Source organism: Campylobacter sp. 2018MI01 (assembly GCF_018501205.1).
In the GTDB taxonomy this organism is placed as follows: Bacteria; Campylobacterota; Campylobacteria; order Campylobacterales; family Campylobacteraceae; genus Campylobacter_E.
On sequence record NZ_JAHCZE010000002.1, the window covers coordinates 18,565 to 40,823 of the forward strand.

The 22,259-nt window shown below is 29.2% G+C and carries 28 protein-coding genes and 2 pseudogenes; 21 read left to right on the forward strand and 9 right to left on the reverse strand.

The annotated features are described in order from the left end of the window. From KJQ97_RS00600 to KJQ97_RS09940, 7 genes and pseudogenes are all read left to right on the forward strand, one after another. A pseudogene (locus KJQ97_RS00600) lies at positions 1-819 on the forward strand (formate dehydrogenase subunit gamma); the annotation flags it as partial. Further along, positions 809-1,153 carry a winged helix-turn-helix domain-containing protein gene (locus tag KJQ97_RS00605; protein WP_214116391.1) on the forward strand — a complete coding sequence of 115 codons (345 nt, stop codon included), beginning with the start codon at positions 809-811 and terminating at the stop codon, positions 1,151-1,153. The pseudogene KJQ97_RS00600 and the gene KJQ97_RS00605, both read left to right, overlap by 11 nt. Beyond that, on the forward strand, positions 1,153-1,698 hold the full coding sequence (yedF, locus tag KJQ97_RS00610) for a sulfurtransferase-like selenium metabolism protein YedF (protein WP_214116389.1): 546 nt from the start codon (positions 1,153-1,155) through the stop codon (positions 1,696-1,698). The genes KJQ97_RS00605 and yedF overlap by 1 nt, the downstream gene beginning before the upstream one ends. Before the next feature lie 44 nt (positions 1,699-1,742). Further along, positions 1,743-2,714 (forward strand): annotated as a pseudogene (selD, locus tag KJQ97_RS00615) (selenide, water dikinase SelD); the annotation flags it as partial. A gap of 84 nt (positions 2,715-2,798) precedes the next feature. Further along, positions 2,799-3,080, forward strand: a complete 282-nt coding sequence (locus tag KJQ97_RS00620; protein ID WP_214119593.1) for a hypothetical protein — start codon at positions 2,799-2,801, stop codon at positions 3,078-3,080. Between the two features lie 346 nt (positions 3,081-3,426). Beyond that, a complete protein-coding gene (locus tag KJQ97_RS00625; RefSeq protein WP_214119594.1) occupies positions 3,427-3,780 on the forward strand; it encodes a hypothetical protein in 354 nt (117 codons plus the stop codon). After that, entirely contained in the window at positions 3,669-3,908 is a 240-nt protein-coding gene (locus KJQ97_RS09940; RefSeq protein WP_350028214.1) for a hypothetical protein, read from the forward strand. Before KJQ97_RS00625 ends, KJQ97_RS09940 begins: the two co-directional genes overlap by 112 nt. Before the next feature lie 31 nt (positions 3,909-3,939). On the opposite strand, the gene KJQ97_RS00630 is transcribed toward KJQ97_RS09940, so the two are convergent. From KJQ97_RS00630 to dcd, 3 genes are all read right to left on the reverse strand, one after another. Then, the gene (locus KJQ97_RS00630; protein WP_214119596.1) at positions 3,940-6,528 is read right to left on the reverse strand and encodes a molybdopterin-dependent oxidoreductase; all 2,589 of its coding nucleotides are present in this window, start codon (positions 6,526-6,528) and stop codon (positions 3,940-3,942) included. Positions 6,529-6,538: 10 nt separating this feature from the next. Next, positions 6,539-7,105, reverse strand: coding sequence for a cytochrome C (locus tag KJQ97_RS00635; protein ID WP_214116380.1), 567 nt, complete (start codon positions 7,103-7,105; stop codon positions 6,539-6,541). Positions 7,106-7,325: 220 nt separating this feature from the next. Continuing rightward, positions 7,326-7,886, reverse strand: coding sequence for a dCTP deaminase (dcd, locus tag KJQ97_RS00640; protein WP_214116378.1), 561 nt, complete (start codon positions 7,884-7,886; stop codon positions 7,326-7,328). A gap of 97 nt (positions 7,887-7,983) precedes the next feature. Between dcd and KJQ97_RS00645 the strand changes: the two genes are divergently transcribed. Continuing rightward, positions 7,984-8,406: a TOBE domain-containing protein gene (locus KJQ97_RS00645; RefSeq protein ID WP_214116375.1), complete on the forward strand. Its 423-nt coding sequence runs from the start codon at positions 7,984-7,986 to the stop codon at positions 8,404-8,406. Between the two features lie 3 nt (positions 8,407-8,409). Further along, a complete protein-coding gene (locus KJQ97_RS00650; protein WP_214119598.1) occupies positions 8,410-9,195 on the forward strand; it encodes a hypothetical protein in 786 nt (261 codons plus the stop codon). 3 nt (positions 9,196-9,198) lie between these two features. Here KJQ97_RS00650 and rpsR read toward each other — a convergent pair whose 3' ends face one another. From rpsR to KJQ97_RS00680, 6 genes are all read right to left on the reverse strand, one after another. Further along, positions 9,199-9,459: a 30S ribosomal protein S18 gene (gene rpsR, locus KJQ97_RS00655; RefSeq protein WP_214116366.1), complete on the reverse strand. Its 261-nt coding sequence runs from the start codon at positions 9,457-9,459 to the stop codon at positions 9,199-9,201. 10 nt (positions 9,460-9,469) lie between these two features. Continuing rightward, positions 9,470-9,994, reverse strand: coding sequence for a single-stranded DNA-binding protein (gene ssb / locus KJQ97_RS00660; RefSeq protein WP_214116364.1), 525 nt, complete (start codon positions 9,992-9,994; stop codon positions 9,470-9,472). Between the two features lie 10 nt (positions 9,995-10,004). Further along, positions 10,005-10,388, reverse strand: coding sequence for a 30S ribosomal protein S6 (gene rpsF, locus KJQ97_RS00665; protein ID WP_214116362.1), 384 nt, complete (start codon positions 10,386-10,388; stop codon positions 10,005-10,007). Positions 10,389-10,478: 90 nt separating this feature from the next. Continuing rightward, the gene (locus tag KJQ97_RS00670) at positions 10,479-11,426 is read right to left on the reverse strand and encodes a hypothetical protein (protein ID WP_214119599.1); all 948 of its coding nucleotides are present in this window, start codon (positions 11,424-11,426) and stop codon (positions 10,479-10,481) included. After that, positions 11,419-13,329 carry an RNB domain-containing ribonuclease gene (locus KJQ97_RS00675; protein ID WP_214119601.1) on the reverse strand — a complete coding sequence of 637 codons (1,911 nt, stop codon included), beginning with the start codon at positions 13,327-13,329 and terminating at the stop codon, positions 11,419-11,421. Before KJQ97_RS00675 ends, KJQ97_RS00670 begins: the two co-directional genes overlap by 8 nt. Beyond that, positions 13,322-14,140, reverse strand: a complete 819-nt coding sequence (locus tag KJQ97_RS00680) for an HDOD domain-containing protein (protein ID WP_214119603.1) — start codon at positions 14,138-14,140, stop codon at positions 13,322-13,324. The genes KJQ97_RS00675 and KJQ97_RS00680 overlap by 8 nt, the downstream gene beginning before the upstream one ends. Positions 14,141-14,239: 99 nt before the next feature. Here KJQ97_RS00680 and ilvC point away from each other — a divergent pair, with 99 nt between their 5' ends. The 12 genes from ilvC to KJQ97_RS00740 are packed head-to-tail and all read left to right on the forward strand — an operon-like array spanning position 14,240 to position 22,258. Continuing rightward, entirely contained in the window at positions 14,240-15,259 is a 1,020-nt protein-coding gene (gene ilvC, locus KJQ97_RS00685; protein ID WP_214116355.1) for a ketol-acid reductoisomerase, read from the forward strand. Further along, the gene (locus tag KJQ97_RS00690) at positions 15,259-16,302 is read left to right on the forward strand and encodes a divergent polysaccharide deacetylase family protein (protein WP_214119605.1); all 1,044 of its coding nucleotides are present in this window, start codon (positions 15,259-15,261) and stop codon (positions 16,300-16,302) included. Before ilvC ends, KJQ97_RS00690 begins: the two co-directional genes overlap by 1 nt. Beyond that, on the forward strand, positions 16,277-17,056 hold the full coding sequence (locus KJQ97_RS00695; protein WP_214119606.1) for a DNA-processing protein DprA: 780 nt from the start codon (positions 16,277-16,279) through the stop codon (positions 17,054-17,056). The genes KJQ97_RS00690 and KJQ97_RS00695 overlap by 26 nt, the downstream gene beginning before the upstream one ends. Beyond that, positions 17,056-17,430 (forward strand): Holliday junction resolvase RuvX, encoded by a 375-nt coding sequence (gene ruvX, locus KJQ97_RS00700; RefSeq protein ID WP_214119608.1) that lies wholly within the window; start codon positions 17,056-17,058, stop codon positions 17,428-17,430. The genes KJQ97_RS00695 and ruvX overlap by 1 nt, the downstream gene beginning before the upstream one ends. A gap of 1 nt (position 17,431) precedes the next feature. After that, positions 17,432-17,929 (forward strand): tetratricopeptide repeat protein, encoded by a 498-nt coding sequence (locus KJQ97_RS00705; RefSeq protein ID WP_214119610.1) that lies wholly within the window; start codon positions 17,432-17,434, stop codon positions 17,927-17,929. 31 nt (positions 17,930-17,960) lie between these two features. Beyond that, positions 17,961-18,617 carry a tetratricopeptide repeat protein gene (locus KJQ97_RS09890; protein ID WP_214119612.1) on the forward strand — a complete coding sequence of 219 codons (657 nt, stop codon included), beginning with the start codon at positions 17,961-17,963 and terminating at the stop codon, positions 18,615-18,617. 16 nt (positions 18,618-18,633) lie between these two features. After that, complete coding sequence (locus KJQ97_RS00715) at positions 18,634-19,401, forward strand: tetratricopeptide repeat protein (RefSeq protein ID WP_214119614.1); 768 nt, start codon at positions 18,634-18,636, stop codon at positions 19,399-19,401. 32 nt (positions 19,402-19,433) lie between these two features. Further along, entirely contained in the window at positions 19,434-20,300 is an 867-nt protein-coding gene (locus KJQ97_RS00720) for a tetratricopeptide repeat protein (protein ID WP_214119616.1), read from the forward strand. A gap of 25 nt (positions 20,301-20,325) precedes the next feature. Continuing rightward, positions 20,326-21,093: a tetratricopeptide repeat protein gene (locus KJQ97_RS00725; protein ID WP_214119618.1), complete on the forward strand. Its 768-nt coding sequence runs from the start codon at positions 20,326-20,328 to the stop codon at positions 21,091-21,093. A 16-nt stretch (positions 21,094-21,109) separates the two neighbouring features. Next, positions 21,110-21,679: a tetratricopeptide repeat protein gene (locus KJQ97_RS00730; RefSeq protein ID WP_214119620.1), complete on the forward strand. Its 570-nt coding sequence runs from the start codon at positions 21,110-21,112 to the stop codon at positions 21,677-21,679. Then, complete coding sequence (locus KJQ97_RS00735; protein ID WP_214119622.1) at positions 21,657-21,890, forward strand: hypothetical protein; 234 nt, start codon at positions 21,657-21,659, stop codon at positions 21,888-21,890. Before KJQ97_RS00730 ends, KJQ97_RS00735 begins: the two co-directional genes overlap by 23 nt. Continuing rightward, positions 21,887-22,258 (forward strand): tetratricopeptide repeat protein, encoded by a 372-nt coding sequence (locus tag KJQ97_RS00740; protein ID WP_250325828.1) that lies wholly within the window; start codon positions 21,887-21,889, stop codon positions 22,256-22,258. The genes KJQ97_RS00735 and KJQ97_RS00740 overlap by 4 nt, the downstream gene beginning before the upstream one ends. Position 22,259: the final 1 nt, after the last annotated feature.

Genomic DNA, 22,259 nt, shown 5'->3' on the forward strand with positions numbered 1-22,259 from the left:
AGAGTTACTAATATTACTAGCTATGAATTAGGAGAAATTTGGACAATATTAGCATCAAGTTACATTGCTTCACTTGCTTTAATTGTCTTAATTGCAGTGCTTTGTGCGTTTTCATTACATTATATGGTAATAGGACCTAAAACATTTAGTCACGAAGGCAAAAAAATATATGCCTTTTCATTATTTGAGCGTGGTTTTCATTTCATTGCTGCACTTGCTTGGATTATATTAATTCCAACAGGTTTAATCATTATGAATGGTCATTATTTTGGTGGTGGAGTATTTGTTAGACTTTGCAAAAATCTTCACGGAGTTGCTACTATTTTATTTTTTATCTCAATTATTCCTATGTTTTTTTGCTGGATTAAAAGAATGTTACCTGCTAGTTATGACATAAAATGGCTTATGATAGTAGGTGGATATTTAAGCAAGGTTAAAAGACCTGTTCCAGCGGGAAAATATAATTTCGGTCAAAAAATGTGGTATTACATAGCCGTTTTTGGTGGAGCTATTATGATAATTACTGGTGCGTTTATGTTCTTTTTAGATTTTCAGAGCGAATTTTTACAAAATATGTTAGGAATTAGTCATATTAATATTTTAAGACTTAGTGCAATAGTTCATAATATCTTAGGCATTGTTTGTGCTGCTATGTTTTTCGTGCATTTATATATGGCTGTATTTGCTATCAAAGGCTCAATTCACGCAATGATAACAGGATATAAAGAAGAAGAAGAAGTATATATTTTGCATTCTTATTGGTATAAAGAACTTACAAAAAATGGAAAAATAACACCGAGTTATAGCTATGAAAAATAAAACACCTAAAATCAAATTCTGGTTAGAAGAAGACGGTGAAATTTTTGGAAAAGGTAATTATGAGATATTAAAAGCCATAGAAAAATTTGGCTCAATTAATGAGAGTTCAAAACAACTTCATATGAGTTATAAAAAGGCTTGGACTAAGAAAACTAGCACAGAAAAATTTTTAGGCGGAGATATATTTATTAGCAAAAAAGGAGCTAGTAAAGATAGTGGAACTATTCTTAGCCCTAAGGCTTTAGAATTTATGAAAAATTATGAATTATTAGAAAAAGAATTAGAAGAATTTTTAGAAAAAAGATTTAACGAACTATTTAAAAAGGAAGAATAATGAAACTAGATTTTAGCGGCAAGGCTTGTCCGATACCTGTAATTGAAACAAAAAAAACATTAATTAATTTAGCAATTAATGATGAATTAGAAATAATAGTTGATAACGAAGCAGCAAAAGAAAATATCCAAAGATTGCTTAAGAATTTAAATCAAGAATTTGAGCTTAATGGATTTTGCTTTAAATTAAGAAAAAGCGAAATAAAAAGCTCAAAAGATGAAACAAAACAACAAGAAGGAATATTCTTAAAATCTTTAAAAGTTGGCGAAGGCGAATTAGGAGCAATGCTTTTAATTGGATTTTTAACTGCCGTAAAAGAAAGAAAAATTCAAAAAGTTGTATTAATAAACGAAGCTGTTTTTATAGCTTGTGATGATACTCATCCAGCATTTAATGCTTTAAAAGCTTTAAGTGATGATGGAGTTGATATTTTATGTTGTGCGAATTGCTTAAATTATTTTCAAGTTAGTCCAAAAATTGGTAGAAGTTCAAACGCAGTTGAGATAATAGATACTTTATTTGAAACAAAAATGGTAAATCTATGAAACTTACTCAATTTAGCAAGCACGCAGGTTGAGGAGCTAAGCTAAGTCAGGCTGACTTACACAACGCATTAGCTAATATTAAACCTAGCGAATTTGTATTAAGCTCAACTACTAGTAATGAAGATGCTTGTGTTATTGATTATCCTAAGGTAATTTCTACTAATTTAGAAGATTTTGCCTTAGTTCAAACACTTGATTTTATTACCCCAATCGTAAATGATGCTTATGATTACGCTGTAATTGCTGCAGCAAATTCATTAAGCGATATTTTTGCAATGGGTGCGAAGGTTATGAGTGCTATGAATATAGTTGCATTTAGCGAATGCTTATCTCAAGATATTTTAAAACAAATGATAGCAGGGCTTAATGATACTATTAATTTAGCGGGTGGATTTTGTGCTGGTGGGCATACTTTAAATTCTAGTGAAGTATTTTTAGGGCTTAGCGTTACTGGTTATGTTAAAAAAGATAGTTTTTTAAGCAATAATAAGTCCTTAGAAAATGATGTTTTAATAGCTACAAAACCACTAGGAACAAGTCTTAATGCTATGGCTATTAAGGCTAATTTAGACGATGATTTTAGCGAATGTATAAATGGTATGAAAAGTCTAAATAATAAAGCTTTAGAACTTTTAAATGGCATAAAAATCAATGCTTGCACTGATATTACAGGCTTTGGACTTATTGGGCATTTGAGCGAAATGCTAAATGATAAAATATCAATTGAAATCAATTCTGATGCGATAAAGTATTATAAAAATACTTTAAATTACGCTAATTTAGGGCTTTTTGGAGCAGCTAGTTATACAAACAAAAATAGTTTAAAAGGACTTGTAAAATCATTTATTGAAGATGATTTACTTTTGTATTCTCCAGAAACAAGCGGTGGATTAATCCTTAGCATTAGCGAAAAAGATACTCAAAAAGCTTTAGATATTTTACAAAATGCAAATATAAATGCCTACGCCTTTGCTAGAGTTATAAAGAAAAACGATAATAGAATTTGTATTTTTTAATAAATCAGTTTTCTAAAAATATTTATCATACATTAACTTAGGGGGGGGGTATAATTATTATCTAATTACAAATAAGGAGATATAATGAAAAAAACCCTTGCTATTTTAGTTGCATTAGTTTTTAGTGCTTGTAATGATTTTAAATTAAGTAATTTAAACCCTATGGAGCTTTTATCAAACCCTGATTTAATAAGCAATCAAGCAAAATGTATAAAAGATAAAGATGCAAATTCTTGTATTAAAGTCGCTGATGAATTAGCTAAAAACTCAAATTCTAAAGAAAACTTAGACAAAATAAAACAACTATATAATCTTGCGTGTTCGTTCGGCTCAAAAGAGGGTTGTGTTAAATTAAATAATTATTAAAAAGGGGAAAATCCCCTTAACTATGCTTTCATAGGCTAATTAAATAATATGAGTTTTTAATATTCAAATTTAAATTGTAATTATTAATTTTAAGGAATTTAAAACTTAGTAATATAAAAAATTTATCTCATATTTATCGCACAGACTTCTTTATAAAAAATACTAATCAACCCACTTGCTTAGCAACACCACTAAAAAGAATGACAAATCTTGAGTGAATTTTTATGCTGTAATTATTAGATTAAATATAGCCATCAAGATAACAATTACATACCGAGTGGTTAATCACTATAAAAACTTTTCAACAAGCTAATTAAATAATTTCAATCTAAATCAAGGGAAGATTATGAAATTAATAGAAATTTCTAGTGATGAGTTTTTTAATTTCGCAAAAGATGTGCAAAATACTTTTCAAATAAGTCTTATAGATAAAACTGATGAAAATGTAATCACCATCGATGAGATTTTCAAATTTTTAGAAAATAAAAATGCTAAAAATTTTTATGTATATGACAATGGTGTAAAAATAGGTGGAGTATGCCTTTTAATAGATAAAAATACCCAACAAATAATCTTGATTTATTTTATATACTTGAAGAATTTCATAATAAAGGCTATGGTTTTAAAACTTGGCAAATGGTGGAAAAAACTTTTCCTAAAACTAAAGTTTGGACTACAACCACACCTTATTTTGAAATAAGAAATATCCATTTTTATGTTAATAAATGTGGTTTTAAAATAGTTAAATTATCAAATTTATCCGATAAATTTAATGATATTGAAGAATTAGAATGGTTTTTTGATTTTGAAAAAATAATGAATAATTAAAATTAAATTCTAGGGGCAAATGCCCCTAATATTATGCTTTTACAGGTTCAGTGAATACTACGATTTCAGGTTTTTCGCCTTCAAATTTTTTGATATTTACTAAAGCTGTATGAGAGATATTTCCGTTTGCAAGTTCGCTTGTTGGAATATCTATTGTTAGCACATTCGCACATCCGTATTTGCAATCATTATTATCATCAGGGTCATACCAGCCACCTTCTTGTAACACTACTACGCCTTTTAATACATCATTGCTTACAACTGCTCCTGCAATAACTTTACCACGAGCATTGAAAACCTCAACTAAATCTCCATTTTTAATACCTTTAGCCTTAGCATCTTCGCTATTGATTAAAATAGGCTCGTGTCCATTTACTGCATAAGTTTCTCTTAAACTTGTGTGGCATAGTTGTGAATGTAAGCGGCTCGTTGGATGCGGGCTAATCATATGAAATTCTGCGCTCTTTTCTTTCATACCAAGCCATTCAATTGGTTCAAACCACATAGGATGAGCTTTACAATCTTTATAGTTCATTTTTTCAATAGTTTCACTATAAATCTCAATTAAACCACTCGGAGTTCCTAATGGATTTAAGATAGGGTCTTCTACGAAGTCTTTAAATCTAACGAACTCATAAGCATCTTGAGAAGCTTCAAATTTCAATGCTTTATTGTTTTCCCAAAACTCTTTAAATTCAGGCATTTCTACGCTTGTGCTTTTCTTAGCAGCGTTATAGTATTTTTCTATCATTTGCTCTGGAGTTTGATTTTCTGTATAAGCATTTACTAATTTTGTAGCTAACATTGCTGCATCTTTTTCACTTGCACCCTTGCTAATCGCACAAAGAGTTCCATAAACTTTAGCAAGTTCAACAAAGATTTGCATATCATCTTTACTCTCTTCAACTGGCATAACAGCAGCTTTCATAGGAACTATATGCATATTAGAATAATCCCCACTCATAGAAATATCATTTCTTTCATATTGGCTAGTTGTAGGTAATAATATATCAGCCATTCTAGCAGTTGGAGTCCAGTAAATCTCATTTACTACAACGGTTTTTAGCTTTTGCCAAGCTTTTTTTAGAGTTTTTAAATCTTGATGATGAACGAATGGGTTACCACCTACCCAATAAACAAAATCTATATCACTATAAGTAATTTTTTTGCCATTGTGGTCTATTGTTTTACCTGGGTTTAATAGCATATCAGCAATTCTTGCTACAGGAATTTCATTATCACTTGTCTTTGATAACCACTCAGGTAGATTTTCACCTGCACCACTATTTCCAGGTATAAATTTACCATTTTTATCAAATGTTCCTTGTTTAACGCCCTTAAATACACCTTTATCCCAAAGACCATTCATACTAGCGTTAATTCCACCTACTATTGGAGCATTAGTTGTAGCAACACCACCATTTGAATAATGATAGCTTAAACCAAATCCGCCACCATCTTTACCAATATGACCTAGCATTGCACATAAAGTTACAAGCATCCAATGAGGTTGCTCTCCGTGATGAGCTCTTTGCATACCCCAACCACTCATTACTAAACTTAGATTTTCTCTTAATTCCTTAGCTAAATTCTCAATTACACTTGCTTTAATTCCGCAAATATTTTCAGCCCATTTGCTATCTTTTTTAACGCCATCAGTTTTACCCATTAAATAATCACTAAATTTATCAAATCCTATTGTGTAATTCTCCATAAATTCAGCATCATAAAGCTTATTATCAATTAAATATGTAGCCATACCCATCATCATTGCCACATCAGTATTTGGGCGTGGAGCTAACCACTCGCCTTTACCTTCAAAGAATTTAACAGTTGAACTAGCTCTTGGGTCTATGCAAATTACTTTTATTTTGCTTTCTTTTATTTTTTCCATATATGCACGACCTTCGCCATCAGTTACAGTCCAAGCAATTTTTAAAGTATCAATAGGATTTGCACCCCAAATAACTATAACTTTTGTATTTTCTAATACTAAGTCTAAGTTAGTTTGTTGCTCATAAACTTCAATAGAGCCAACAACATGAGGCATAATAACTTGTGATGCACCAGTTGAGTAATCTCCTAATGAGCCTACAAATCCGCCCGTTAAGTTCATAAATCTATGAAGTAATATTCTTGAATTATGCACATTTCCGCTTGATTTCCAGCCATAGCTACCTGCAAAAATCCCATTAGCTCCTTTTTCATCATAAGTTCTTTTTAAACTTTCTGCAACTAATTTTAAAGCTTTATCCCAGCTTACCCTAACCCACTCATCTTTACCACGAAGTTCAGGTTTATTATCTAATGGATTTTCTAAGAAACTTTTTCTAACATAAGGATATTTAACACGATTAGCATATACTAAATCAGGTGTGTAGTGTTGTAAATCATTTTTTAAATTCTTAGTTTGATTTGCATCAAATGGCTCACTTTTTACTACCTTACCATCTTTTATAGTAAGTTTTAAAATACCCCAATGTGCACCCGTTACAACTTCGCCATTTTTTACTAAGCCACTAACAACTGCTTTACTTTCAGCTCCTAATACATTTATAGGTGCAAAACTCATAGCACCAACTGCAGCTGAACCTTTTAAAAAACTTCTTCTATTTAGCATAATGTCTCCTTTATTTCATATCTTTTGCGTGTTTTTGTAGATATTGCACCACTAATTGTCTATCAGCTTTATCAATTCCTGTTCTTGTTTCCATTGCCTTAAATGTAGCTGGCCATTGATTTGCATTAAATTCACTAACAGGATGAAGTGGATGACAAATGCCACAATTTTCTTCAAACATAGCTTTACCTTTTTCAAAAAGTGGTTTTGCTGATTTTTCTAAATCCACTAGCTCATCTTTTTTAGCAAATACTTTAATGCTAGCTAATTTAAAACCATTTTTTAATTCTTTTTCAACTTTAAAATCTACTTTAGCATTTTTACCAAATGCTGCTACTAAAATTCTATTTTTGTCATTAAAATATAAAATATTACCTTGATTAGGATTGTAATATCCTTTAATTTTAAGTTCAGCTAAATCGCCGTCTTTTACTATCTCAAAAGCATTAGTTGGAAGTAGTTTTCCTTCTGCTTTTTTCGCATCTACTGAAGTGTAAAGATTAATAATTTTACCGCTAAATTGCTCTGCAGCAAATACTGAAGCCGCTAAAGCACAGCTTAAAAAAATCTTTTTCATAAATCTCCTTAAAATAAAATTAATTTTTAAAACTTGTTAAAAATTATAAAATTATTGCACTAAATAGTAAATAATTTTTATTCATAAAATATTTTATTGAATATTTAATTTGCCTTAGATTAAGGTGCTTGCTAAGAATAATTTTAGAATGCAAATATTATTTGGAATAATAATAAAACTTAAGAATTTGAAAAATCACTTTCAAATTCTTAAAGATAAATTACTTTAAAACTTTTGGAAGAGTTATGCCTGTTTGATTTTGATATTTACCTTTTTTATCAGCATAAGAAGTAATGCAAGGCTCATCACCTTGTAAAAATAACACTTGAGCTATACCTTCATTTGCATATATTTTTGCAGGTAGTGGAGTGGTGTTGCTAATTTCTATTGTAATATGACCGCAAAATCCAGGCTCAAAAGGTGTAACATTTACAATAATTCCACATCTTGCATAAGTGCTTTTACCAAGACAAATTGCTAATACATCTCTTGGCATTTTAAAATATTCAACCGTTCTTGCAAGTGCAAATGAATTCGCAGGAACAATACACTCATCACCTACGAAATCAACTACATTTTTATCATTAAAATCCTTAGGGTCAATCATAGTGCTATTTACATTTGTAAATATTTTAAACTCACGCCCAACACGAATATCATACCCATAACTAGAAAGTCCATAGCTAACCACATTTTTACCTACATTCTCTTCACAAAATGGAGTTATCATTTCGTGTTTTAATGCCATTTCTTTTATCCAAGCATCACTTTTTAGTCCCATTCATATCCTTTTTATGATTTTTAACTATTATACATTTAATTTTTAATATAGGTTTTATTTTATTATTAGATGAAATTTATGAATTTAAAGGAAGATTATGTTAAGTGCAAGAAATATATTAAAAATACAAATAACTAAAGTTGAAAGTTCGCCTATTATTTCATTAGTTACTGCAAAATTAGAAAACAATAAAACAATCAAATCTTTAATAACTACAGAAAGTGTAGATGATTTAAATCTAAAAATAAATGATAATGCTATAGCAGTATTTAAAGCAAATTCTGTAATTGTTAGCAAAAACGAATGTGCTACTCGTTTAAGTAGTGCAAATGAACTAAATGGCAAAATCGTAAGTATAAAAAATGGTTCGGTATATAGCATAATAGAAATTAATTGTAATGGAATTTTAATTACAGCTAGCATAACCAATGATAGTGCAAATAAGATGGATTTAAATATAAGTGATAATGTAAATGTTTTAATAAAAGCGAGTGATATTTTAATAGGAATTAAAGAATAAAATATGAAAATATTTTTAAGCTGGCTAATAAGTGAGATTAAATCAAATGAAAAATCTTTCATAGCTTTTTCTTTTTCTACTAAAAAATTAAATATTTATTATTATTTATTTTTTGCTTTATACTTGCTTATAAAACCTGATAATATTACTAAAATGTTTCGTGTATTTATAAATGAAAAAGCAGTATATGATGATATATTTTTATTAATTCCTTTTGCAGGACTTCAGATTATTTCTTTTGTGATATTTATCCCATCTTTTATAGTGGTTTTATTTAGCTTATTAATTGATAAAGATAAAATTAATCTTGCTTGTGAATTAGAAGATTTTTTCAAGGCTTTATTTTATGCGTTTATATTTATATTTTGCATATTTTGTGCCTTAAGTTTTATTAGCCAATCTAACGAGCTTTTCTTTATTTGTTTAACGGCATTTGTGTTTATATCTATATTATTATTTATAATTGCTAAAGATAATTTATATTATTTTTTTAGCATTATTTTATATCTTACTTGCTCGCTACTTCTTTATGAGCTCATAGATATTTTTTATATTTTAGTTTCTTTTTTGATTTTACTTATAATTTCAATTTATATAAGGCTTAGAAGTATTTATTTATTTTTATTATCAATGCCTTTGATACTTCATTATTTTATAGAATTTGCACATAGTTATTTTGCAAGCAGTGAAGGTGTGATAAATGCTTTAAGTGAGTTGTTTATTACTTTGGCTATATTTATTTTGATTTTTGTATATGATAAAAGAATTAGGCTAGAAAATCTAGCCTAAGAATTATAGACCTTCAAACGGATTTGTAACTACGTTTTTGCGGTCGCATACATAAGGAATTAAAGCAACTGCTCTTGCTCTTTTAATAGCTAGCTCAACCATTTCTTGGTGTTTTTTGCTTGTTCCTGTTAATCTTCTTGGCATTATTTTAAAACGCTCTGATAATGCGTGTTTTAATAATGCTGTATCTTTATAATCAATAAAATCAACTTTTGCTTCTGTAAATTTGCAATATTTTCTTGAATACTTTCTTTTTTCTGCCATAATTTATCCTTTAAAATGGTATCTCTGCATCATCTGCCGAGTTATAATTATAATTATTTCTTTCTTCAGCAAAATTATTTTGTCTTTGATAATTCTGCTCTTCTCTTGCATAATTATTTTGTTGATAATTATTTTGAGTAGGTCTATTGTAGTTATTATTTGCTTGATAATTGTTTCTAGGAGCATTATTATTTTGCATTTCATCAGGTTTGTTGTCTAACATTTCCATATTTTCAACTACAAGTTGAATTTTTGAACGATTTTGATTGGTTGCTGTATCTACCCAAGTTTGTTGTTGTAAATAGCCTTCAACCATTAGTTTTGAACCTTTTCTTAAATATTGCCCTACAATTTCTGCTAATCTAGCATAAAACACTACATCTATAAATAAAGTTTCTTCTATTCTTTCGCCTGTGTTTGAGCTTCTATATCTACTAACAGCCATTGCATTATTTACTACCGCACTACCTGTTGTACTAATAGTTTTTATTTCTACATCTCTTACCAAACGACCTATTAGAATAACCTTATTCATATCTTATCCTTTATTCTGCTGGAGTTTCAGCCTTAGTTTCTTTTTTGCTTTCTTTTTTACCTAATCTTTTGCCTTGAGAAAGTATTTCCCACGCAGCGATTTCGCGTCTGTTTTCGTATTTAACGATTAAAAATCTAATTACATCTTCAGTGATTTTTAAAACACGCTCAAGTTCTTTAATTAATGAACCTGGAGCTTTAAAATATATTACATAATATACGCCACGCTCATATTTATCAATTTGGTAAGCTAATTTTCTAGTACCCATTTCAATAGTATTTGCAATTTCAGCACCATTTTTTACTAGAGTTTCTTTAACAAACTCAACTCTTGCTTTTAATTCTTCATCAGTTAGCGTTGGCTTTGCGATGAATAAAACCTCATAATGTCTCATGATTCTCCTTTTGGATATTAAGCCTAGATTTACTAAGCAAGGAATTTTGCATAAAGCAAGGCTTGATTTTAGCAGTTTAATCTTAATATTTTATGAGTTTATTAAAAAATATATTTTTAAAAGATTTGAATATGCTATTTCTTTTGAAGAATTATTGTTATTTAGTTTTAATTCATATTCAGCGTTTAATAAAATTGCAAAAATTTCTTCGTAAAAATTAGATAATTTTCTCGCTTGATTTTCTAATTCTACGCAAACTTGTCTTGGTGGAGTGTAACCAAAGGCTATTTTATAATCAATTCTACCATTTGTTTTTAGATTTGCACTTATTGTAAAAAGTCTTATTAAACTTGAATAAAGTTTATTGATTAAAGCGATTTCATCTTCATTTTCTAAGATTTTATAAATATATTCATTTGGCTCTTTTGTCTTTAAAAAATTACTCAAAAAATCATCAAACCCTAAAGCATTATCGCTTTCTAAATGCTCTTTAATAGTGCTTAAATCTAGTGTTTGATTTTTATATTTTAAAAGCTCACAACCTGCTTTAAATATATCAAATTCATAATTTTTTTGAAGATATTGCAAGGCTTCTTCACTAGCATTTATTTTATAAAAATTAGTAATTTCTTTTAATAAAGCAATTTGCTCAAAGCTAGTCTTTTTCTCAAAAAATCTAACAAAATTATTATTAATACTTAATTCTAAATCTTTTAAAGCTTTTCCATCATAAATAGCTAATATTAATTGATTTTCACTATTAATATGTTTTAGAATTTCTTTTAAATCCTTACTTGAAATTCCTTTTTCAAATTCCAAAATCAATTGCTTAGAACTAGCAAATAACGAACTCTCACTTAAAAAATCAACAGCTTTATTTAATTTATAATCGCTATCTCTTAAAATCAGCCTTTCATCGTATTTTTTCAGACTTTTTATAATTTCTAAGTTTATAAATATACTTAATCTACACGCCCCATAAAGCATAAAAGCATTAGGGAGATTGTTTTTTATTTTGTTAAATTCTGCTTCATACATCTTTAACTATCCTAGCAAAAACCTTAGCGCTTATTAAATCTACTTCATAAATCTCAACTAAAACTCTAGAAAATAAAGTTACATTAGGATTTGCAATAAATATCCTTGCACCTTTAAACTCATCATCTAAAACACCTATTGTAATATCTTCGTTTTTAGTGATTTTTACATAAAATCTTTTGCCAATATTTTTATGAAAATATCTTGCATAAACCCTATCACAAAAATCCATTGCCACCTTATCAGCTTCTCTTTCAAGATTACTAACTTCAAAACATTTATTCTCAAGGTTCGTGCTAAGGTATGTAAATAGCTTATCTTGATTTTTCATAAGAGCTTTTAATAATCTATGCAAAATCAAATCCGAATATCTTCTAATAGGACTTGTAAAATGCGAATACCTTTCAAATCCTAATGCAAAATGCCCTTTATTTTCATGTCCATATTCAGCTTTTTTAAATGAACGAATGATGATTTTATCTACTTCAGCACGGATATTTAATTCATCTGCTAAGCTCTGAATATTTTTGATATTTTCATAGATATTTTCTCCACCACTAAAATCAAGTCCTAATAATTGCAATTCTTCATACATAGCAGCGATTTTATTGTAATTTGGGCTTTGATGATTTCTAAAAATAGCTAAATCAGGGCACATTTTAGCCGCTGCTTTATTAGCAAGTAGCATACAATCCTCAATCAATTGATGAGACCTTGTTGATTGCTCGTAATAGGTCTTAGTAATTTGCCAGTCGCTATCAATCTCCATTCTTAGCTCTTCTGTTAAAAAATTAAAACCTTTATTTAATCTAGCATTTCTTATTTTTTTTGTAAGCTCATTTAAAGAATATAAATAATTGCATTCTTTTAAATCAGTTTTTTTGTCTAAATACTCATCTACTTCATCGTAATTAAATCTTCTTTTTGAATTAATTATGCCTTCATAAATTTCTTCTTTTATTACTTTTGCACCTTCAAAATATATTTTAAAACCAAAGCAAAGCCTGTCTTCATTTGGGTTTAAAGAACAAATTCCTTCACTTAAAACTCTTGGTAACATAGGAATGCTTTTATGTGGAAAATATATACTAAATCCACGCTTTAAAGCTTCGTTATCTAAAGCACTAAAAGCCCTTACATATTCGCTTACATCAGCAATTGCTACATATAAAATCTGATTTTTTTCATCAAAATAAATAGCATCATCAAAATCTTTTGCATGAATTGGGTCTATCGTGCAAAATGGCAAATGCCTTAAATCAAGTCTATCAGGATAAAAACTAGCATCAACACTACCACTATAAGCATTTGCTTCATCTAAACACGCTTTATCAAATTCTTCGGTTTTATTAAATAAAGCCATAGAGATTTTTTCATCTACTTTTTCATCACTAATATGCCCTAGCACTTCTACTACATTTGAACTTGCATTATCAATCTTTAAAATAGTGCCAACAGGTAAGGCTTTTAATGATTTTTGAGATACACTAAGTTGTCTTAAAAGTCCTGTTTTAAAGCATTTTCCAAATACTACATTTTTTAGCATTTGAGTAATAACTAAAGAAAATTCTTCTTCTCTTTTTAAGACAAGTATTACAGCAGCACTTGGGCGACCTTTTTGCTTTTTAATCTTTTTTGCAATTACAATATCGCCGTATCTTGCTGAATGTAAGTCTTTTGATTTTATGAGTAAATCTCGCTCTAAAAACGACGCTTGTAAAAATCCATCGCCTTTAGAATTTATATCCATTTTGCCATAATAAAATCCATTATTAAAATAGATTTTATTATTGTATTCGCTTACTATTTTTTCTGTTAATAAGACTTTAATTATTTCTTTTTGTTTTGAATTAGCATTAAGCTTATTAAAACCTTGCCTAATGTTTTCTAAAAACTCAAGCATCTTGTTCTACTACTTTAATAGCGTCTATTAATTTATCTCCTAATAAGCCATTATTTTTAGCGTCTAATACACATTGAACCATCATTTCTTCATTAAAAAATCCAAAAATATTAATAAGATTTGAAACTATATTTAATGCAATCGCATTCTTTTTTATATCATTACTTGCATTTTCTGGATTTACACTATAAAAAATCGCATCAATCATATCAACTTCAAGATTCCATTTATCAAATATCATAGAAGTTACTTCTTCGCTACTCATTCCTAAAAACTGCTTTTCATAATCACTTAATTCTTTAATATTTCTTAAATCACTTAATCCATTTTTAAATTCTTCTGCTTTATTTGTTTCAACTAATTCAGAAGATATAATTATCTTGCCAATTTCTAGTAAAAACGATGCTGGAATTACGACTTTTTTAGTATTGTCTGCACTTCTATTAAGCCAATTAATTGCTAATGAATTTTGCATAGTTGAGATTTTTGCAAACATTGCTTCATTCATATTGTAAGCACTTAAATTAATTTTAAAAGAGTTTTTAACAGCTGCATTTAAAGCAAATCCTTTAATAGTTGTCATTCCAAACAAATTAACAGCCCTATCAACACTACTAATTTCTCTTGAAAATCCGTATAAAGGCGAATTTGCTGATTTTAAAATATTTGCAGTTAGCATTGGGTCTTTTTCAACTATTTTCGCTAAATCTTTTAAAGATGAGTTTTCGTCATTACAAATTCTTTGAATTTCTAAAGTGCTTTCATTAAGCGGAGGTAGGCTTTTTATTCTTTTACTAATAAAATCTTGCATAATAAACCTTTTAAGTAAATAAAATTTGATATTTTTTTATTAGATTGTAACTAAAATAGTTATAATTTGCTTAATTAAATCAAAAGAAAAAGGAAAAATATGGCAGTAAATGTTTATTATGATCGTGATTGCGATTTAGGTTTAATTAAAAGCAAAATAGTTGCGATTATTGGTTTTGGCTCACAAGGACACGCTCACGCTGAAAACTTAAGAGATAGTGGTGTAAAAGTTATAATTGGTCTAAGAGAAGGAAGCTCGGCTAATAAAGCTCGTGCTAAAGGTTTTGAAGTTTTAAGCGTAGCTGATGCGACTAAAAAAGCTGATGTTATTATGATTTTAACTCCTGATGAGTTTCAAGCTCAAATTTTTAATAGCGAAATTAAACCAAACTTAAGCGAAGGAAAAGCTATAGCATTTGCTCACGGATTTAATGTTCATTACGGACAAATTGTAGCTCCAAAAGGAGTAGATATTATAATGATAGCACCTAAAGCACCAGGTCATACGGTAAGAAATGAATTCGTAATTGGTGGCGGTGTTCCTGATTTAATAGCAGTTGCTCAAGATGAAAGCGGTAATGCAAAAGCTCTAGCACTAAGCTATGCAAGTGCAATTGGTGGCGGACGCACAGCTATAATTGAAACTACATTTAAAGACGAAACAGAAACAGACCTTTTCGGCGAACAAGCAGTGCTTTGTGGAGGTTTAACTGCACTTATTGAAGCAGGATTTAATACACTTGTAGAAGCTGGATATGAGCCTGAAATGGCATATTTTGAGTGCTTACACGAAATGAAATTAATCGTTGATTTAATGTATCAAGGCGGAATTGCTGATATGAGATATTCTATTTCAAATACAGCTGAATACGGCGATTATATTACAGGCGAAAAAGTTATAAACGAAGATAGCAAAAAAGCTATGAAAAAAGTATTAAAAGATATTCAAGATGGCACATTTGCAAAAGATTTCATCTTAGAAAGCCGTGCAAATTATCCAAAAATGAATGCAAGACGCAATATTACTAAAAACAGCCTTTTAGAACAAACTGGCGTTAAATTACGCAAAATGATGCCTTGGATTGAAAAAAGCAAATTAGTTCAACAAGATAAAAATTAATGGCTAAAAAAAAGCAAAAAAGCAAAGCTAATTCTAGCTTTGCTAAAACTCTTAAAATAATTTTTTTATTTTTATTATTATTTGGCATAGGGCTTTTAGTATATTTAAATATATACGAAAGCAAAGAGCAAATTAGCGAAACTAAAGAGATAAAAACTCAAAAAGAAATTCAAAAACCAAAACCGCAAACAATAGTAAATGCTATAAATAATTATAAAAATGAAAAAAGCATTGATAAGGAAAAGAATTTAAATCAAAATTTTAGTGATATATTTGCTAATATGGATTTAGAAAAAAATGATGATAATTGTAAGGTAACTAGCGTAACTTGTTTTGATACTAAAGAAACTTCAGCCTTTGGTGCTTTAGCAAGTGCTACTAATATTAAGGCAAAATTAGCAATTATTATTGATGATGTTGCGACAAAAGAACAAAGCGAAGAAATCAAAAAAATTATTAAAAATGGTAAAAAAATCACTCCGAGCTTTTTTCCTAACACAAACAATCACCCAGACACTAATAAATATTCAAAAGAATTTAAATCTTTTATGATACACCTTCCTTTAAGGGCTTTAAAGTTTAATAAAGAAGAGCCGCTAACCCTTACTCCAAGTGATAGTTATCAAGCGATTGAAAATAGGATTAAAAATATCAAAATCGCTTTTCCAAATCTAAAATATCTAAACAATCATACAGGCTCATTATTTAGCGAAGATGAAAACGCTATGAGAAATTTATTTAAAGCATTGAAAAAATATGATTTGATTTTCGTTGATTCAAGGACTAGTGCTAACACAAAAGCACCTACAATTGCAAAAGAATTTAATCAATTTTATATCCACAGAAATGTATTTTTAGATAATTCACAAGATTTAAATGATATTCGCAAAAAGCTAGATGAAGCAGTGGAATTTGCCCTAAAACACAAAAGAGCAATAGCCATAGCACACCCACACAAAAATAGCCTAAAAGCAATTAGCGAATATGACTTTTCTAAAGTTGAGCTAGTTTATATAGATGATATATACAACGATTATAAATGAGTTTAATACTCTTAAAAACCCGCCTAATAAGATTTATTATAAAGGCAATTTAGAACTTTTAAAAATGCCTAAAATAAGTATAGTAGGCTCTAGAAAAATGAGCGTTTATACAAAAAATCTAACCTTTAAACTAGCACAAAAACTAAGCCAAATAGGTATTTGCGTAGTAAGTGGTGGAGCAATTGGAGTAGATATTGAAAGTGCAAAAGCAAGTCTGCCTTATCATATAGGAATTTTTGCAAATGGGCTTAATAAAATCTATCCGAAATCAAACGAATACATAATAAAACAAATATATGAAAACGCCCTAGCACTAAGCGAAAACGAGCCAAATCATATCCCATTAAAACACGATTTTTTAGCTAGAAATCGCCTTGTGGTAGCTCTTGGAGATATTTTAATCATCACCCAAGCAGACCTTAAAAGCGGTTCATTAAATTCAGCAAAACACGCCCTAGAATATGGAAAAGATATTTATGTGTTAGCCCAAAGAATAGGAGAAAGTGATGGCACAAACGAGCTAATCGCAAACTATAAGGCAAAAATAATTTATGATATTGATGTTTTTATAGCACAAATGCAAGAATACTTCAGCGTTCAAAAATGCTACACTCAAAACTACGATGAGTTTTTAGAATTTTGTAAAAACGGAGCAAATCTTGATGAAGCCTTAGAGCGATACGGCGAATTAGTATATGATTATGAGCTTGATGGAAAAATAATAATTGATGGAGTTTTAGTTAGGAGTGTTTAATGGAAAATATACTTGCACTTGATTTAGGACTTAAACGAATTGGCGTTGCAATTAGCATAATGAAAATTCCTATGCCACAACCTGCAATAATTAGAATAAATCGCAACCAAGCAGCCACAGAAGTAAAAGAACTAATCAAAAAGCACAAAATCACTAAAATTGTAATAGGCATTCCAATGGGTGGTAGTGCTGAAGATGAGATGAGAAGAAGAGTGGAGCATTTTTCAAAACTAATTGAATTTAGCAATATAGTCTATCACGATGAAAGTTTTACAAGCAAGCAAGCAGCAAAAATTATTAGTAGCAAAAAAAAAGATGGCAAACAAGATAGCATTGCAGCATTTTTATTGCTTAAGGATTATTTAGGAATTTAAATTGAAAAAGCTCATTTGTTTGCTTATATTTAAAGTTTTGTTAGCAAATGATTATGACTTAGGATTTGAGATTTTTAAAAATATTGATTTTACAAAAGAGCCAATTGAATACGCAAATGATTTAAAACAAGTTTATAATTTATGGTCTAAAGCTTGTAAGAATAAAAATATGCAAGCTTGTTATGATTTAGGGTTTTTATATGAGAGTGGAATAGGAACTAAGCAAAATTATACTAAAGCCATAAATCTTTATACTAAAGCTTGTGAAAATAACTTATATGAAGCTTGTTATGCAGTAGGTTTTATGAATGCTTATGGGATTGGAACGCAACAAAACAAGAAAAAAGCTATTAAATTCTATACCAAATCTTGTAATCATAATTATGCTGTTGGGTGTTATTTTTTATCATTTTTATATAAGGATAAAAAAGCTAAAGAATATTTAAAAAAAGCTTGTGATTTAGGTGATGAAAGAGCTTGTCAAAGTATTGAGAATTGAAAAATTAAATTAGAAATTTAAAGGAAGTAAGGTGAAAAAATTATTATGTTTAGCACTTTTAGGTGCAAGTGTTTTAGGTGCAGTTGATATTAAGGAATTAGAAAAAGCTTGCAATAAAAACGATTATAAAGCTTGTGATGCTCTTGGATATTTATATGCAAGTGGCGAAGATGTAGAGCAGGATTTTAAAAAAGCAAATAAATTATGGATTAAGGCTTGTAAAGGTAAAGATGCTTCTTCTTGTTTTAATATAGGATTATCTTACGAACAAGGAAATGGAGTAAAACAAGATTTAAAAAAAGCAAGTGAGTTTTACACAAAAGCTTGTGATGGTGGACATACTTTTGCTTGCACAAATTTAGGTTCTATGTATTTTGAAGGAGATGGCATAAAACAAGATTTAAATAAGGCGAGAGAATTTTATACTAAAAGTTGCGAACTACAAGATTTTGGTGCTTGTGGATTTTTAGGCTTTATATATTATTCTGGAATTGGCGTTGCAAAAGATATTGAAAAAACAAAAGAATTATGGACTAAAGCTTGTGACAATAAAGACGGAGAAAGCTGTTTAGCTTTATCAAGTTTATATGAAAATGATATTAAAAAGTCTATTGAATTAATTAAAAAAGCTTGTGATTATGGAGAACATACTAGTTGTTTGCTGTATAAAAAAATAAACAAGCAATGACATTAAAGGAAGTAAAGTGAAAAAATTATTATGTTTAGCACTTTTAGGTGCAAGTGTTTTAGGTGCAAATGAGCTTGAGAGTCAGTGTAATAAGGGCGATTTGGAAGCTTGTTCAGATTTAGGAGTAGAATATGCTAAAAATCAAGATTATACTAAAGCAAAAGAATATTTTACTAAGGCTTGTGATAACGGAAATGCTACGGGTTGCAATAATTTAGGGGTTGTTTATGCGAATGAATTTGGAGTAAAACAAAATTATACAAAAGCAAGAGAGTTTTATACTAAAGCTTGTGATAATGGGGATACTATGGGTTGCTCTAATTTAGGGTTTTTATACGAAAAAGGACTTGGAATAAAGCAAGATTATTTTAAAGCAAGAGAGTTTTATGCCAAAGCTTGCAATAACGGAAATGCTACGGGTTGCTTTAATTTAGGAATTTTATATGCAAATGGATTTGGAGTAAAAAAAGATTACATAAAAGCAAAAGAATATTTTACTAAAGCTTGCGATGGTGAAAACGCTAGTGGTTGCTCTAATTTAGGGGTTGTGTATGCAAATGGATTTGGAGCAAAACAAGATTATGCAAAAGCAATAGAACTTTATGCTAAAGGTTGTGATGGTAACGATGCTATGGGTTGTTATAATTTGGGGGCTTTATATAATAACGGGCAAGGCGTTAGAGAAGATAAAAGAAAAGCTAAAGAATACTTAAGAAAAGCTTGTGATTTAGGCGAACACAACGGCTGTAGTCATTATGAAATATTAGATGAGCAAGGGTTTTGATAAATAACAATGATAAATTTAAAGGAAGTAAAGTGAAAAAATTATTATGTTTAGCACTTTTAAGTGCTGGTATTTTAAGTGCAAATGAACTTGAAAGTCAGTGCAATCAAGGGGATTTTGAAGCTTGTTTTAATTTAGGAGTAGAATATGCTAAAAATCAAGATTATACTAAATCAAAAGAATATTTTACCAAGGCTTGTGATAACGGACAAATTCTTAGTTGCCTTAGCTTGGGTGAATTTTACTTTTTTATAAATCAAGATTATGCTAAAGCAAAAGAATATTTTACTAAGGCTTGTAATGAAGATGCTACGACTTGCTCTGATCTAGGGTTGTTATATAGTGAAGGGTTTGGAATAAGACAAGATTATATAAAAGCAAAAGAGTTATTTACCAAAGCTTGTGATGCGGGAAGTATTGTTGGCTGTGTTAATTTAGGAAATTTATATGCTAACGGAAATGGTGTAAAGCAAGATAATGATAAAGCAAAAGAGCTTTATACTAAAGCTTGTAATGATGAATTTACTGAAGGCTGTTATGGTTTAGGATTGTTATATAGCAAAGGGGTGATTAGAACAAGCGAAGATTATTTAAAGGCAAGCGAATTTTATACTAAATCTTGTGATGGTGGAGAAAGTGTTGGTTGTTATAATTTAGGTGTTTTATATAGCAGTGGGTATGGAGTAAAACAAGATCCTATTAAGGCAAAAGAGCTTTTTACTAAAGCCTGTGAAGATGGGTTACCTAATGGTTGTTTTAATTTAGGCAGTTTGTATTATAAAGGCAAAGGTGTAAAACAAGATAAAACAAAGGCTAAGGAATATTTTGGCAAAGCTTGTGATTTAGGCGGTCAGAATAGTTGTTATTGGTATAGAAAATTAAACGAGCAAGGATATTAATAATAAGAAATTTTAAGGAAATAAAATGAAAAAATTATTATTTTTAGTGCTTGTAGGTATGAGTTTATTTGCAAATAAAACCAATAAAGAATGTTTAAATATGAATTATAAAACTTGCTACGAGATAAATGATAAGAATTTAGAAAGTAAATGTGACAATAAAGATTATCATGCTTGTTTTTTATTAACACTAATTGAGTTAGATAACAATTGCAACAAAAACGATTATGAATCTTGTCATAAACTAGCTAACGAATATGAGAGTGATTGGAAATTTAAAAAAGCTATAGAATTGCATACAAAGGCGTGTAATGGTGGATATTTTCAAAGTTGTGATTTTTTAGGCTTTTTTTATGAACATGCTCGTGGGGTAAAGCGAGATATTGCTAAGGCGATACATTTTTATAAAATAGCTTGTGATAACAAGGAATATTTAGCATGTGAAAGCATAGGTTATATATATTCTGAAGGTTTTTGGCTTATGCAAAATCATAAAAAAGCGATTGAATATTATAAAAAAGCTTGCGAGTATAATAAAGGAAGATGTGAAAAATTAGCTTGGCAATATGAAAAAATAGATGATTTCAAAAATGCTATTAAGGCTTATGAAATTTCTTGTGATGCTAAAAATAATAATGCCTGCTTACGCTTAGGAATAATGTATGAAAACGGCGAAAATATAGAGCAGGATATAAATATGGCAAAAAAATATTATAGTCTTACATGCCGATATAAAGGCGGCGTAACTTGTGATAAACTAGAAATGTTAAACCAACAAGAAATTATAAAATAAATATGTAGGATAAAATATGAAAAAATTATTATCTTTGGTATTTTTTAGTATAAGTATTTTAGTTGCAAATGAAAACAATAACGAATGCTTAAATATAGATTATAAAACCTGCTTTAAACTTAATGAAGCCGAACTAAAAAGTAAATGTGATAAAAAAGATCACCCATCTTGCTATCTTTTAAATACGCTAAAATATGAAAAATTATGCGCTCAAAATGATTTAGAAAGTTGCTACGAACTAGCTGGGCAGTATGAAGATCATAAAAAATATAAAAAAGCCTTTAAACTACGCACAAAAGCATGCGATGGTGGGTATTTTTCAAGCTGTGATTATTTAGGTTTTTTTTATGAACAAGCTCGTGGTATAAAGCGAGATATTAAAAAATCTATGCAGTTTTATAAAATAGCTTGTGACAATAGAGTAGCGAATGCTTGCAAAAGTTTAGGTAATAAGTATTCTACAGGTTTTTGGGTTAGACAAGATCATAAAAAAGCGATTGAATATTATAAAAAAGCTTGCGAATATGACAGACCATATCAATGTGAGGAATTAATATACGAATATGAAAAAAATAAAAGATTATGAAGAAGCAATTAAGATTTATAAAAAAACCTGCGATAATGGATATTTCCCAAGCTGCGAGCGTTTGTTTTTGATGTATAAAAATGGCGATAGGGTAAAACAAGATTTGAATTTAGCAAAAAAATATTTAGCCGATGTTTGTCGTTATAGTCCTGAGTACTGCGAAGAATTAGAAATAAATGAAGAAGAAATCTTCAATCAGGAAGTAAAATGAAAAAATTATTATTTTTAGTGCTTTTAGGTGCTGGTATTTTAGGTGCAAATGAGCTTGAGAGTAAGTGTAATAATGGCAATTTAAATGCTTGTGTGAATTTGGGAATAGAATATACTGAAAGTCAAGATTATATAAAAGCAAAAGATTTATGGCTTAAAGCTTGTAATGGTAGAAATGCTAAGGGTTGTCACAACTTAGGGTTTTTATATTACAATGGACAAGGTGTAGCACAAGATTACGCAAAAGCAAGAGAGTATTATGCTAAAGCTTGTAATGATGGATATGCTGGCAGTTGTTTTAACTTAGGGATTTTATACGATAACGGACAAGGTGTAAGACAAGATGAAAAAAAGCAAAAGAATACTTGAA

Excerpts from the sequence above, each read along its gene's own strand:
- KJQ97_RS00645 (WP_214116375.1), top strand. The coding sequence starts at position 7,984 with ATGTTAAGTGCAAGAAATATATTAAAAATACAAATAACTAAAGTTGAA.
- KJQ97_RS00690 (WP_214119605.1), top strand. The coding sequence starts at position 15,259 with ATGGCTAAAAAAAAGCAAAAAAGCAAAGCTAATTCTAGCTTTGCTAAA.
- KJQ97_RS00625 (WP_214119594.1), top strand. The coding sequence starts at position 3,427 with ATGAAATTAATAGAAATTTCTAGTGATGAGTTTTTTAATTTCGCAAAA.
- yedF (WP_214116389.1), top strand. The coding sequence starts at position 1,153 with ATGAAACTAGATTTTAGCGGCAAGGCTTGTCCGATACCTGTAATTGAA.
- KJQ97_RS00650 (WP_214119598.1), top strand. The coding sequence starts at position 8,410 with ATGAAAATATTTTTAAGCTGGCTAATAAGTGAGATTAAATCAAATGAA.
- dcd (WP_214116378.1), bottom strand. The coding sequence starts at position 7,886 with ATGGGACTAAAAAGTGATGCTTGGATAAAAGAAATGGCATTAAAACAC.
- KJQ97_RS00635 (WP_214116380.1), bottom strand. The coding sequence starts at position 7,105 with ATGAAAAAGATTTTTTTAAGCTGTGCTTTAGCGGCTTCAGTATTTGCT.
- KJQ97_RS00735 (WP_214119622.1), top strand. The coding sequence starts at position 21,657 with ATGAAAAAAATAAAAGATTATGAAGAAGCAATTAAGATTTATAAAAAA.
- rpsF (WP_214116362.1), bottom strand. The coding sequence starts at position 10,388 with ATGAGACATTATGAGGTTTTATTCATCGCAAAGCCAACGCTAACTGAT.
- ilvC (WP_214116355.1), top strand. The coding sequence starts at position 14,240 with ATGGCAGTAAATGTTTATTATGATCGTGATTGCGATTTAGGTTTAATT.
- KJQ97_RS00670 (WP_214119599.1), bottom strand. The coding sequence starts at position 11,426 with ATGTATGAAGCAGAATTTAACAAAATAAAAAACAATCTCCCTAATGCT.
- KJQ97_RS00680 (WP_214119603.1), bottom strand. The coding sequence starts at position 14,140 with ATGCAAGATTTTATTAGTAAAAGAATAAAAAGCCTACCTCCGCTTAAT.
- KJQ97_RS00630 (WP_214119596.1), bottom strand. The coding sequence starts at position 6,528 with ATGCTAAATAGAAGAAGTTTTTTAAAAGGTTCAGCTGCAGTTGGTGCT.
- KJQ97_RS00605 (WP_214116391.1), top strand. The coding sequence starts at position 809 with ATGAAAAATAAAACACCTAAAATCAAATTCTGGTTAGAAGAAGACGGT.
- KJQ97_RS00620 (WP_214119593.1), top strand. The coding sequence starts at position 2,799 with ATGAAAAAAACCCTTGCTATTTTAGTTGCATTAGTTTTTAGTGCTTGT.
- KJQ97_RS00675 (WP_214119601.1), bottom strand. The coding sequence starts at position 13,329 with ATGCTTGAGTTTTTAGAAAACATTAGGCAAGGTTTTAATAAGCTTAAT.
- rpsR (WP_214116366.1), bottom strand. The coding sequence starts at position 9,459 with ATGGCAGAAAAAAGAAAGTATTCAAGAAAATATTGCAAATTTACAGAA.
- KJQ97_RS00695 (WP_214119606.1), top strand. The coding sequence starts at position 16,277 with ATGATATATACAACGATTATAAATGAGTTTAATACTCTTAAAAACCCG.
- KJQ97_RS00740 (WP_250325828.1), top strand. The coding sequence starts at position 21,887 with ATGAAAAAATTATTATTTTTAGTGCTTTTAGGTGCTGGTATTTTAGGT.
- KJQ97_RS00730 (WP_214119620.1), top strand. The coding sequence starts at position 21,110 with ATGAAAAAATTATTATCTTTGGTATTTTTTAGTATAAGTATTTTAGTT.
- ruvX (WP_214119608.1), top strand. The coding sequence starts at position 17,056 with ATGGAAAATATACTTGCACTTGATTTAGGACTTAAACGAATTGGCGTT.
- ssb (WP_214116364.1), bottom strand. The coding sequence starts at position 9,994 with ATGAATAAGGTTATTCTAATAGGTCGTTTGGTAAGAGATGTAGAAATA.
- KJQ97_RS00725 (WP_214119618.1), top strand. The coding sequence starts at position 20,326 with ATGAAAAAATTATTATTTTTAGTGCTTGTAGGTATGAGTTTATTTGCA.